This is a genomic window from Acidovorax sp. (assembly GCF_016783915.1).
In the GTDB taxonomy this organism is placed as follows: Bacteria; Pseudomonadota; Gammaproteobacteria; order Burkholderiales; family Burkholderiaceae_C; genus Acidovorax.
The window spans coordinates 1-10,603 of sequence record NZ_JADHVT010000155.1 but is presented as its reverse complement, the minus strand read 5'-3'; the positions used below and the strand labels follow the sequence as shown (position 1 = coordinate 10,603).

The 10,603-nt window shown below is 65.5% G+C and carries 11 protein-coding genes and 1 pseudogene; 5 read left to right on the top strand and 7 right to left on the bottom strand.

The window, feature by feature from the left end:
• Positions 1-33: 33 nt before the first annotated feature.
• Complete coding sequence (locus ISS20_RS20595; RefSeq protein WP_291439094.1) at positions 34-1,044, bottom strand: zinc-dependent alcohol dehydrogenase family protein; 1,011 nt, start codon at positions 1,042-1,044, stop codon at positions 34-36.
• A gap of 109 nt (positions 1,045-1,153) precedes the next feature.
• Between ISS20_RS20595 and ISS20_RS20590 the strand changes: the two genes are divergently transcribed.
• Complete coding sequence (locus ISS20_RS20590) at positions 1,154-2,029, top strand: LysR family transcriptional regulator (RefSeq protein ID WP_291439092.1); 876 nt, start codon at positions 1,154-1,156, stop codon at positions 2,027-2,029.
• Positions 2,030-2,071: 42 nt separating this feature from the next.
• On the opposite strand, the gene ISS20_RS20585 is transcribed toward ISS20_RS20590, so the two are convergent.
• A complete protein-coding gene (locus tag ISS20_RS20585) occupies positions 2,072-3,028 on the bottom strand; it encodes a LysR substrate-binding domain-containing protein (RefSeq protein ID WP_291439090.1) in 957 nt (318 codons plus the stop codon).
• 174 nt (positions 3,029-3,202) lie between these two features.
• On the opposite strand from ISS20_RS20585, the gene ISS20_RS20580 reads away from it, so the two are divergent.
• On the top strand, positions 3,203-4,843 hold the full coding sequence (locus ISS20_RS20580) for an argininosuccinate lyase (protein ID WP_291439088.1): 1,641 nt from the start codon (positions 3,203-3,205) through the stop codon (positions 4,841-4,843).
• Positions 4,844-4,870: 27 nt separating this feature from the next.
• Here the strand turns inward: ISS20_RS20580 and ISS20_RS20575 are convergent, their stop codons facing one another.
• On the bottom strand, positions 4,871-5,281 hold the full coding sequence (locus tag ISS20_RS20575; protein ID WP_291439086.1) for a hypothetical protein: 411 nt from the start codon (positions 5,279-5,281) through the stop codon (positions 4,871-4,873).
• A gap of 116 nt (positions 5,282-5,397) precedes the next feature.
• Here ISS20_RS20575 and ISS20_RS20570 point away from each other — a divergent pair, with 116 nt between their 5' ends.
• Positions 5,398-6,291: a LysR substrate-binding domain-containing protein gene (locus tag ISS20_RS20570; RefSeq protein WP_291439085.1), complete on the top strand. Its 894-nt coding sequence runs from the start codon at positions 5,398-5,400 to the stop codon at positions 6,289-6,291.
• Between the two features lie 61 nt (positions 6,292-6,352).
• On the opposite strand, the gene ISS20_RS20565 is transcribed toward ISS20_RS20570, so the two are convergent.
• Entirely contained in the window at positions 6,353-6,784 is a 432-nt protein-coding gene (locus ISS20_RS20565) for a TerB family tellurite resistance protein (RefSeq protein WP_291439083.1), read from the bottom strand.
• A gap of 226 nt (positions 6,785-7,010) precedes the next feature.
• On the opposite strand from ISS20_RS20565, the gene ISS20_RS20560 reads away from it, so the two are divergent.
• The gene (locus tag ISS20_RS20560) at positions 7,011-7,322 is read left to right on the top strand and encodes a hypothetical protein (protein ID WP_291439081.1); all 312 of its coding nucleotides are present in this window, start codon (positions 7,011-7,013) and stop codon (positions 7,320-7,322) included.
• Complete coding sequence (locus ISS20_RS20555; RefSeq protein ID WP_291439079.1) at positions 7,280-7,654, top strand: HPF/RaiA family ribosome-associated protein; 375 nt, start codon at positions 7,280-7,282, stop codon at positions 7,652-7,654. Before ISS20_RS20560 ends, ISS20_RS20555 begins: the two co-directional genes overlap by 43 nt.
• A 130-nt stretch (positions 7,655-7,784) precedes the next feature.
• Here ISS20_RS20555 and ISS20_RS20550 read toward each other — a convergent pair whose 3' ends face one another.
• The 3 genes and pseudogenes from ISS20_RS20550 to ISS20_RS20540 all read right to left on the bottom strand — a co-directional run.
• Entirely contained in the window at positions 7,785-8,744 is a 960-nt protein-coding gene (locus ISS20_RS20550) for a CysB family HTH-type transcriptional regulator (RefSeq protein WP_291439078.1), read from the bottom strand.
• Positions 8,745-8,936: 192 nt separating this feature from the next.
• Entirely contained in the window at positions 8,937-10,295 is a 1,359-nt protein-coding gene (locus tag ISS20_RS20545; RefSeq protein ID WP_291439076.1) for a sulfatase-like hydrolase/transferase, read from the bottom strand.
• Positions 10,292-10,603, bottom strand: a pseudogene (locus ISS20_RS20540) (sulfate ester transporter substrate-binding protein); the annotation flags it as partial. The pseudogene ISS20_RS20540 and the gene ISS20_RS20545, both read right to left, overlap by 4 nt.

Below are 10,603 nucleotides of genomic sequence, written 5' to 3'. Positions count from 1 at the left end.
TGGCGCTTGCTGCCAAAGGTTGACCCGGCTGGCTCATGGCAGCACGCTCACCACCACCTTGCCACGGGCGCGGCCGCTGGCGACCAGGGCGTGTGCCGCTTCGGCCGTATCCAGCGTGAAGCTGGTCGGGTCGAGCAATGGCTCCAGTTGCCCCGCTTCCGCGAGCAAGGTGGCCTGCTCCATGATCTCGCCATGGTGTTCACGAAACTCCCCCGTGAGGATGGGAAGCAGCGTGAACACCCCGGAGAAGGTAGCGCCCCGGAACGACAGCGACGCCAGCTTGTGGGTGCCCCAGCCCAGCGAAGTCACCACGTGGCCTGAGTAGCGGCGGACCGCCACAAACGACGCATCCAGCACTGGCCCACCGACGGTGTCGTAAACGATATCGAAGCCCTGGCCGTCGGTGAACGCGTGGACATAGGCCTCGACCGAGGTTGTTTCATGGTCAATCGGCGTGGCGCCCAGGGACCGGATGTAGCCTGCCTGCGCCGCCGTGCCCGTGGCGAACACTTCGGCACCCCGCGCGCGCGCCAGCTGCACGGCCACATGGCCCACGCCCCCGGCGCCGCCGTGCACCAGCACCTTGTGCCCGCTGCGCACGTTGGCGCGGTCCATCAGTCCTTCCCAGGCGGTGATGAAGACCAGCGGCAAGGCCGCTGCCTGACGCATGGTCAGCCGACCTGGCTTGTGGGCCAACAGCCGGGCATCCACCGCAGCGTATTGCGCGAGGCTGCCTTGCAGCCCGCCAATGCCGCCGGTAAATCCATACACCGCATCCCCCACCTTGAAGCGAGAGACGTCCTGCCCCACCGCCTCCACCACACCGGCGAGGTCCATGCCCAAAACGGCGGGCAGTGGTTGCTGGGCGTGCTCGGCGGCGCCCGCGCGGATCTTGGTGTCCAGCGGGTTCACGCCGCTGGCGTGGATGCGGACCAGCACCTGGCCCGCCGCAGGCTGGGGCCGGGGCAGCCAGGTGGGGGTCAGTGCGCCGTGGGGGGATGCGAGCACCAGGGCCTGCATGGTGGGGACGGGAGAGGTGGACATGGCGTTTTCCTTCGTGGGGTTGAACAGTGCCGCCAGTTTTCACCTTTCGCTTTTGAATGAAAAGCCACAAGATTGAAACCTTGTCATTCACTTTTGTATGATCCAGCCAATGAACTGGGATGACGTACAGGTGTTCTTGGCCATTGCCCGGCACGGCACGCTGGGTGCGGCAGGCCGCGCCCTCCAACAAAGCCAGCCCACCATGGGCCGCAGGCTGAAGGCGCTGGAGCTTTCTCTGGGCCACACCCTGTTCCAGCGGACCTCCGAGGGCTTCGTCTTGACCGACGAAGGAGCCGCCGTGCTGCGCCACGCCGAGGGCATGGAAGCGCAGGCGCTGTCGTTCTCCCGCCAACTGGACGGCGCAGACCAGCAGCTGGAAGGCGCGCTGCGGGTATCGACCTCCGACTGGTTTGGTCTGCATGTGCTGGCGCCGCTGTGCGCAGCGTTTACCAACAACCACCCTCGGGTCACCATCGAACTCCTGACCGATGCGCGCCTCTTCAGCCTGGCGCGCCGCGAGGCGGACCTGGTGGCGCGCATCGTTCCTTTTGACGAGCCCGACGTCATACAGCGACGGCTGATGCATGTGCCCTATGCGCTGTACATGCAGCGGGGCGCAGACATGCCCACGGACGATGCGGACGTTCGCCTCGTCACGATGGACCTGGGCTTCAGCGAGATGCCGGACGCGGCCTGGCTGCGCGAAGCCTTTCCTGCGGCGCGCATCGCGTTTCGCAGCAACAACCGGCATGTGCAGGCCGTGGCCTGCGCATCCGGAGCGGGCCTGGCCGTGCTGCCCTGCCCCTTGGGGGATTCACACCCCGGCCTGCAAAAGCTGGAAAGTACCCCGGCACCACCAGGGCGCGACGTGTGGCTGGGTTACCACCGGGACCTGCGCAGGGTGCCCCGGCTGCGCGCGCTGGTGGAAATGCTGATGCAAGCGCTGGGCCCTGCTCAGGGCGACGCAGGCGACCAGGGCGGCTGACAAAACGCTGGGAGCGCCGTCGCAGCGCTTGGCTGATGGCCGTCAGCGACCCAGCCCCGCCCCAACGGCCAGCACATGCTCGATGAGGCTGTGACACGGGTGGCTCTGGTGCGCCAGCACATCTGCCTTGACCAAGATGCCCAGCGGCCCCACCGCCTGCGACTTCCACGGCAACACCGCCAGCTCTCCACGCTGGACCAGCGGCCGCAGCAGGCTGGCGGGCGCGCACATCAGCATGTCGCTGTCGGCCAGCATGGCGTATGCAATCTCGGTCGAACGGCTCGACACGCGGCACAGCTCGGGCACACCACCCAGTTCATCGAAGAGGCTCTCCACCTGCTGGGGTCCCAGCCCGGTCAGGGGTGGGGCCAGCCAGCGCTGGGCCAGCAGCTCTGCGGCCGTGACGGTGGCCTGCCGGGTCAGAGGATGCTCCGGACGACAGGCCACCACAAACCCATCCTGCAGCGCGGCGCAAAACGCGAACCCTTGCGGCAGCGGGGTCGGTTCGCGGCAGATGGCCATGTCCAGCGTCCCCTCCTGGATGCTCTCCAGCAAATTGTCGATCGTGACCTCGTGCACATCGATGGCGGCATCGGGATGCGCGGCGACGTAAGTGGGGATGGCCACCGTGAGCAGGCCGTTGATGCCCGCCGCGATGCTGCCGATGCGGATCAGTGCGGACGCAGCGCCCTGCTGCATCAACGCCGCATTGCCTGCTGCCGCCTGCAGAGGGACCAGCGATGCGCGCAACAGCGGTAGCACCGCCTCTCCCAGGCGGGTCAAGCGCATGCCCTTGGAGTGCCGCTCGAACAGAGGGCCGCCCAGAGAGCTTTCCAGCTCGACCAGCGCATGGGTCGCGGCGGGCTGGCTCAGGCCAATGGAGGAAGCCGCCCGGTGCAGGCTCTGCAGGTCGGCGATCGCAATGGCCAGCTGCAGGTGCTTGAGGCGCACCCGCCCCAGGATGCGGTTGAACAGGACGGAAGGCGTCAAATCCGGCATGGCTTATTCAAAAATTGAATTCACTTGAAAAAGAAGCATTGGCCTTGCGGCGCCTGCTATGGAACGATCGCGCGCTGGCAAGGGGCAAACCCACGCCAGATGCATTCAATTAACGAATCTTATTCCAGCACCAGCCTGCCGCTGGATGCAAGAGATCTCAGGAGACAAACCACCATGCCATCACCTCAGCGCCAGCCCCTGCGCACGATCACCTTGCGCCCCACCCACTTCCTGCTCGCCCCGGTCGTGGGCGCACTCCTGGCCATGGGCCAGGCACAGGCCGCTGACACCCTGGACACCGCCTGCAAGACCACCGCCGAATGCCAGGCACAGGTCGCCAAGATCCAGGGGCTGGTCAAGGGGGACGCCACCAGCGCCTTGTCCAAGTCGCAGGACACCTTCTACTGGTTTGGCCGCATCAACATGGCATCGACCGTGGTCAACGTGGAGCAAGGCATCATCCCCAAAGCCCAGGCGGGCCGCATTGCGAGGGGCGTGGAGTTGTCGATCACGCAGGCGACGGCCCCGGGCGGCAAGCGCCCCACCGATGTGCTGCAGGTCGAGAAGATCATCACGGACGCCGTGGGCCCCGAGGCCACGCTGATCCACACCGGACGCAGTCGCCAGGACATCCACTCCACCCTGAACGCTGCGCAGTTGCGCCTGGAGATGCTGGACTTTGCCGATGCCCTGGACCAGGTGCGCGCACGGCTCATCACCATCGCACAGGCGCACACCGCCACCTATGTGCCCGCCTACACCAATGGCGTGCAGGCCATGCCCATCAGCTATGGGCACTACCTCATGGCGTTTGCCGATTCGTTCGCCCGCGACTCGGCACGCATCCGCGAGGCCTATGCCCGCATCAACCTCAGCCCCATGGGCACGGCGGTGCTGGCCAACTCCAGCTGGGGCATCAACCGGGAGCGCCTGGCGCAACTGCTGGGGTTTGACGGGCTCATCGTCAACTCGCTGGATGCCGGGCAGATCAGCACGTATGACATCCCGATCGAGGCCACGTCCATCGCCAGCTCCACCGCCATCCGCGTGGGCGCTTTCATGCAGGATGTGCACACCCAGTACCACCAGACCCGGCCATGGCTGCTGCTGGCCAGCGGCAAGACCTACACCAGCAGCGCCATGCCGCAGAAAGCGAACCCGGGCATCATCCAGAACACCCGCGCCAAGGCCAGCGATGTGGTGGCGTCGGCCCAGGCATCGCTGTGGCGGGCCCATAACGTCACGCCCGGCATGATCGACTACAAGAACACCTGGAGCCCCGGCAGCGCCAAGACTTTTGTCCAGGGCGTGGAGATGCTGCAACAGTTGGCCGATGTGCTGGACTCGCTGCGCATCGACCCGACCCGCGCACTGGACGAACTGGAATCCGAATGGACCACGTCGATGGAGCTGGCCGAAACCCTGCAGCGCACCCATGCCATTCCGTTCCGGGTGGGCCACCACTTTGCGTCGGACGTGGTGGTGTATGCCAAAGAGCGCAACATCCGGCCCAAGGACTTTCCGTACGCCGAAGCCGTGCGCATCTACCGCGAAGCGGGCAAAAAGTACGACATCAAGGACCAGCGCCTGCCGCACACGGAGAAGGAATTCCGCCGCGCCCTGTCCCCCGCCGAGATGGTGCTGACCCGCACCGGCACAGGCGGCCCCCAGCCCCAGGAGGTCGCGCGCATGGTGGCCGCTGCGAAGGACACGCTGGCCAAGGACCGCGCCTGGTCGGGTGAAGCCCGGCAGCGCCTGCTGGCCGCCGAGGCGGCGCTGAACGCCGCGTTTGAGGGCGTGAAGTCATTGCCCTGAGCATACGGGGCACGAAGCTGACCCCACTCAGCGGACCAATGCGGGCTGCGGGGTGCCGGGACCACCGCCACGGCGTTGGGCCAGCGCAATGAGGATGTGAATCCCGGCAGCCAGTGCCACGAGCACCACGGCACCTACCCCCCACAGCGCCCAGGCCAGGAACGTCACCGCGCCTGCAAGAGCTGGCACCGCCTCCAGCACGGCCTGCACGATGGGGCCCGCGGAGGAGACCAAAGCCTCCCACTGCCCCATCAGCTCGGGAGGCATCCAGGCCTTGAGCCAGGCGGGTAAGAAGATTACATCCGCCACCGTGCTGCCACCTGCCAAGGCGCCCGCACTGGACACCACCCACACGGTGACTGCATGCAGAGCCCAGCACGCCAGCGACCACAGTGCCAGCAAGGCCAATGAAAGAAACCAGTTGATTGCGTAGAACATGCGAAACCTCCTTGAGTTGCACAAATGGCAAGCGATGAGTATGGGCAAACCGGCGTGACATAGACACCAGCCCAGGCCGCACCTAGCATTCGGTTTTCTCGAACCTGAGGCCACGCATGCTGAACTACCGCCACCTGTACTACTTCTGGATGGTTGCCAAGGAAGGCGGCTTTGCCCGGGCCGCAGACCGGCTGGAGATGGCAGTGCAGACCATCAGCGCACAGGTGCGGGACCTGGAAAAGTCGCTGGGCCACCAGCTCCTCAAGCCCTCGGGGCGCGGTGTGGCGCTGACCGAAGCTGGGCAAGCCGCGTTTACCCGGGCGGAAGAGATTTTTCAACTGGGCCAGTACATTGAAGAAGAGGTGCGTGAGGCAGCCACGGCCCGCGTGGCGCGGTTGTCAGTGGGGCTGTCGGACGGCATCTCCAAACTGGCGGCCCATGCGCTGCTGGAGCCAGTGCTGGCAACACCCCATCTGCGGCTGGTGTGCCACGAGGGAGAGTCAGACGAGCTACTCTCCGAGTTGGCCCTGCATCAGCTTGACGTGGTGCTGGCCGGGCAGGCTGCGCCGCGCATCCCCCAGCAACGCCTGACCAGCGAACGCATCGCGCGCTCGCCGCTGCAGTGGTACGGACCGGCGTCGCTGGTGAAGAAAGCAGCACGCGACCGCTTTCCCCAGTCACTGCAAGATTTGCCGGTGCTGCTGCCCACACACCACGCGCCGTTGCGTGCCACGCTGGATGCGTGGTTTCAAGACCTGGGTCTGCAACCACGCGTGGTGGGTGAGTTTGAGGACAGCGCCTTGCTGGCCGTGTTTGCAGCGCGGGGGCTAGGGGTATTTCCGGTGAGTCGGTTAGGTGCGCAAGATGTGGGGCTGGTGCGTGGGCTGCGCCTGTTGGGCGAATGCCCGCAGCTCTTTGAGGAAGTCCACGCCATCTGGTCGCGCCGGGGGCAGCACCACCCTCTGGTGCGGCAGTTGGTGGATGCTTCCGCCGGGCTGGGCACAGCCTAGCGGGCTTCCCGCGCAACCAGCATCCCCCTTGTTGATGCTTGCACTTGCAGCCGCAGCCGCGTCAGACAGCCTGCGCCAGCTCGTAGCGGCCGAGCTCAGTGGGCATGAAGCCCGTTTGCCAATACTGGCGCGCTGCATTCATCAGCCACCACTCACTCTGCGCCAGGTGACTGTCAGCCGTAGCGGCTGCGTAAGCGAACTCCAGGGCCTTGCGCCGCAGGGCGGGGTCGGTCACCTCAGCCAGCAACAAGGTCAGCGTGGGGCCATCAATGCTGGCGGTCAAAACGCGCTGTTCATGCATACCCATCCACAGGTCTTCGCACAGGCCGTGCAACACCTTGGCAAAGCCGCCGTGCGGCAAGCCCAGGTCCAGCTCCATGTGAAGCCCATGCAAGGCATCCAGCTCGGACCGGCTGACATGGCCATCCGATATCAATAGCAAGGCGATGATTCGGGCTACAGCTTCGGGGCTGTTGCGGGGATAGCTACGCATTTCTGATCTCCTTGATATGGGGTACGTGCAATGACAAAGGTGACAAGCAAGCAATGGTTGACCAAGCGCGCCGCACTAGCGGCGATAGCGTGAACGCGGCTGCCAGCCGTCGCGGTATTGGGCTTGCACCCGCAGCGGCACTTTGACCGGCACGCGCCGCAGCACGGGTGCCCGAGCCACGGCGACACTGGAGAGCCAGCGCACAAGGCGATGACGCAGGGTGACAATGAGCGAAGAGATTCCAGACCAGGGTTTCACGGACGGCTCCTTTGAGGCGGAAAGTTGCGAACAGGAAGAAGCGTTGAATGTGTGCCCCCCACCCGCTGAAAAGAAGCAGGTTTTCTCTGACATACACATCCAGAAAATCGATGTGATTCATCGGCAGCGAAATCGCATCCAAAGCACAGAATTTTCAGAGATTCAACGAAGAAATTTCCTGCTGGTTGGCCGCCAAGCTGCGGGCTACGGTGTCATCCTCAACTCAGGAGATCGCAAATGCAGATTCTTTTCAGAACACGCCACCCCGAGGCCGCACTGATGCGCGATGCCGTGGAGCGTCGCGTTCGCTTTGCCTTTAGGCGGCTGAACGCTCTGGTGCCACGCGCTGAAATCAAGCTGGATGACATCAACGGCCCCCGGGGCGGCCCCGACAAGCGTTGCCAGATCGCCCTGCGCACCGACGGAGCAGGGGCGGTCGTGGTGTCTTCGGTGGCCAAAGACTGGCGCTGCGCACTCGACGAAGCACTGGCCAGCGCCGCCCGCCTTCTTCTGCGTACCTGGCGGCGCAACTCGACACCCCGCAGGCAACGGCGGGGCGACGGGGCCGTAGGCGCCGAAGGACAAGGCAGCGCGACTGCACACCTCCCATAACGCGACCTGGCTGCGACGCACGGCATGGCGGTGGAAGGCATGTGCAGGCCCATGCCCTCATGCCGTCATCACCGCGGTGGACACGGAGATGTGCGGCTGCCCTGCCACCTGCCTGCCCAACCCGGGCGCATCAAGCGCCCAGCGAGGCTCCTCCATCCACGCTTGCGGACTGCACAACCGCCTGCTCTACAACGTCCCGTGTCAGCGTGGGTACAAAGCTCTGGATGAAGCTGTAGGCATACCCGCGCAACCAGGCACCTCGCCGCAGGCCCAGGCGGGTCAGATTCACCTCAAACAGATGCCCCGCATCAATCAGGCGCAGATGGCGGTCGCGGTCTTCATCGACAGCGATGGATGCGACGATGCCCACGCCCATGTCCAGCTCCACATAGGTCTTGATGACATCGGCATCCATGGCCGTGAGCACGATGTCGGGCGCCAGGCCCTCCCGCGCAAAGGCCTCGTCGATGTGCGCACGGCCGGTGTAGCCCAGCTCGTAGGTGATGATGGGATATTGCGCCAATTGCTCCAGCGTCACCGGGCTGGGCAGGTCCAGCAGGCGGTGGCCCGGGGGCACCACGATGCTGTGCGTCCAGCGGTAGCACGGCAGGGTGACCAGGGCGTCGTAGCCGGCCAGCGCCTCGGTGGCCACGCCGATGTCGGCCTCGCCGGACAACAGCATCTCTGCCACCTGGCGGGGCGAGCCCTGGTGCAGGTGCAGCGACACCTGCGGGAACAACGCCCGAAAGTCGCGTACCACCTGGGGCAGCGCATAACGCGCCTGCGAGTGCGTGGCCGCCACCGACAGGCGCCCCTGCGCGCTGTCGCTGAAGTCCTGGCCCGCGCGCCTGAGGTTGTCCGCCTCCAGCAGCAGGCGCTCGACTGTGGGCAACAGCACTTCGCCAGGCGGTGTCAGGCCCGTGAGGCGTTTGCCCGCCCGCACAAAAATCTCCACGCCCAGCTCCTCCTCCAGCTCGCGGATCTGGCGGCTCACCCCGGGCTGCGAGGTGTGCAGGATGTGTGCCACTTCGGTCAGGTTGAAGCCCCGCCGCACGGTTTCGCGCACAGAGCGCAGTTGCTGAAAGTTCATGAATGAAAAGCCGGTCTCACAATGTCGATGTGACTGCCACCGCGCGGGACCGTGTTGGCGACGGCCCCATGCGCTCCGTAGCCAGACAGCCCGTAGCGCAGGGGCCTGTAGATACTATGCTTTTAATAGCATCAAGCGCATATTCCACTAACGCATCAGTCACTTTTCTTTGGTTTTTTGCCCGTGCGGGTCTTACATGCCCCGCTGGGACAGGTCGGGCACATAGCGGTCGGCCTGGATGTCGGGCGACAGCCCGTGGGTGATGACCTCGTCGGTGATGGGCAGGAACTGCGCATTCCACTGCTCCCACGCCGTGCGCAGGCGTTCAAACACTTCGGGGTGCTTGTGGCGCAGGTTGGCGCGCTCCAGCGTGTCGTCTTCCACGTCGAACAAAAACTCGTTGTCGTTGATGCGCAGGTACTTGAAACGGCCCTCGCGCACGGCGCGCTGGCGCTGCGACTTGTAGCGCCAGAACAGCGTGCGCGGGTGCGCAGGCGCATCGCCCAGCAGCACGGGCAGGATGCTCTCGCCGTCGGGCGGGTAGTCGGCATGGGGCGCCACGCCCGCAGCGGCCAGCAGCGTGGGCAGCCAGTCCATGGTGGCGGTGACCTGGTCGCTCACCTGCGGTGCAATGCGCGCAGGCCAGCGCAGCAGCGTGGGCACGCGGATGCCGCCCTCCAGCAACTCGGTCTTCTGGCCGGTGAAGGGCCAGGTCTTGGAAAAGCGCTCGCCGCCGTTGTCGCTGGTGAAGACGACGATGGTGTTGTCTGCCAGGCCTTGTGCCTTGAGTGCATCCAGCACCTGGCCCACCGCCTTGTCGAGCGAGCGCACCATGCGCGCATAGGTGGCCAGGTTGCCGCCGTCGTAGTGAAAGAGGTCTTTCAGGCCCAGCGATATTTCTTCGTCCTCCGGCCCCACCCAGGGCCAGTGGGGTGCGGTGAAGTGCAGCGACAGAAAGAACGGCTTGGCCGCGCTGCGCTCGCCGATCCAGCGCGTGGCCTCATCGGCCAGCAGCTGGGTGTAGTAGCCCACGCGCTCCACCGGCACCTCGCCTTCGTACAAATCGCGCGCCACGGCATCGCCCACGCCGGGTTTGTGCGTGAAGTAGTCGATGGCACCGCCATAGTTGCCAAAGAAGCGGTCGTAGCCACTTTTGAGCGGGCCGAATGTGGGCAGGCTGCCCAGGTGCCACTTGCCAATCAGCGCCGTGTCATAGCCCGCATCGCGCAGCAACGATGGCAGCGTGGGGTGCTCCGGCGGCAGGCCGTGCACATGGGCCTTGCGCACCAGGGGTTCCTCCAGCCCACCACGCAGCCGGTACTGGTAGCGCCCCGTGATCAGCGCAAACCGCGTGGCCGAGCACACGGCCGAGTTGGCATAGGCCTGGGTAAAGCGCACGCCCTCGCCCGCCAGCGCATCCAGGTGCGGCGTGGTGAAGTCGGTCTGGCCGTACACGCTCAGGTCGGCCCAGCCCAGGTCGTCGGCCAGGATAAAGACGATATTGGGCGCTTGGGTGGAAGCGGAGGCGGCCACATTGGTGGTGATGCTCATGCAGCCCCCTTGGCCTTGCCGGCGGCATCGGTCTCGCGCCACTGCTTGTCGAGCTTGAGGTCCTTGACGGCCTGCTGCACGAAAGCGGGTTGGAACCAGGCCTTCACGTCAAACGTCTGGCGGATTAGCCCCAGCTTGACGCCGTCATCCAGCACGCCCTGGTAACCGGCGATGAAGCCCTCGTCGAGCAGCGGCGAATACCGGGCGTTCAGGTTGTCGCCCGCCAGTTCTTCGCGGAACGAAAGCTCGGGGTTGCCGCTGTTGTCGGCGTACAGCTTGATCAGCGCCTCGCGGTTGCCCTCTTGCGA

What these genes read in the sequence shown, in the direction of transcription:
- ISS20_RS20550 (WP_291439078.1), bottom strand. Translation starts at nt 8,744, where the DNA reads ATGAACTTTCAGCAACTGCGCTCTGTGCGCGAAACCGTGCGGCGGGGC.
- ISS20_RS20570 (WP_291439085.1), top strand. Translation starts at nt 5,398, where the DNA reads ATGCTGAACTACCGCCACCTGTACTACTTCTGGATGGTTGCCAAGGAA.
- ISS20_RS20580 (WP_291439088.1), top strand. Translation starts at nt 3,203, where the DNA reads ATGCCATCACCTCAGCGCCAGCCCCTGCGCACGATCACCTTGCGCCCC.
- ISS20_RS20565 (WP_291439083.1), bottom strand. Translation starts at nt 6,784, where the DNA reads ATGCGTAGCTATCCCCGCAACAGCCCCGAAGCTGTAGCCCGAATCATC.
- ISS20_RS20560 (WP_291439081.1), top strand. Translation starts at nt 7,011, where the DNA reads ATGAGCGAAGAGATTCCAGACCAGGGTTTCACGGACGGCTCCTTTGAG.
- ISS20_RS20575 (WP_291439086.1), bottom strand. Translation starts at nt 5,281, where the DNA reads ATGTTCTACGCAATCAACTGGTTTCTTTCATTGGCCTTGCTGGCACTG.
- ISS20_RS20595 (WP_291439094.1), bottom strand. Translation starts at nt 1,044, where the DNA reads ATGTCCACCTCTCCCGTCCCCACCATGCAGGCCCTGGTGCTCGCATCC.
- ISS20_RS20585 (WP_291439090.1), bottom strand. Translation starts at nt 3,028, where the DNA reads ATGCCGGATTTGACGCCTTCCGTCCTGTTCAACCGCATCCTGGGGCGG.
- ISS20_RS20545 (WP_291439076.1), bottom strand. Translation starts at nt 10,295, where the DNA reads ATGAGCATCACCACCAATGTGGCCGCCTCCGCTTCCACCCAAGCGCCC.
- ISS20_RS20555 (WP_291439079.1), top strand. Translation starts at nt 7,280, where the DNA reads ATGCAGATTCTTTTCAGAACACGCCACCCCGAGGCCGCACTGATGCGC.
- ISS20_RS20590 (WP_291439092.1), top strand. Translation starts at nt 1,154, where the DNA reads ATGAACTGGGATGACGTACAGGTGTTCTTGGCCATTGCCCGGCACGGC.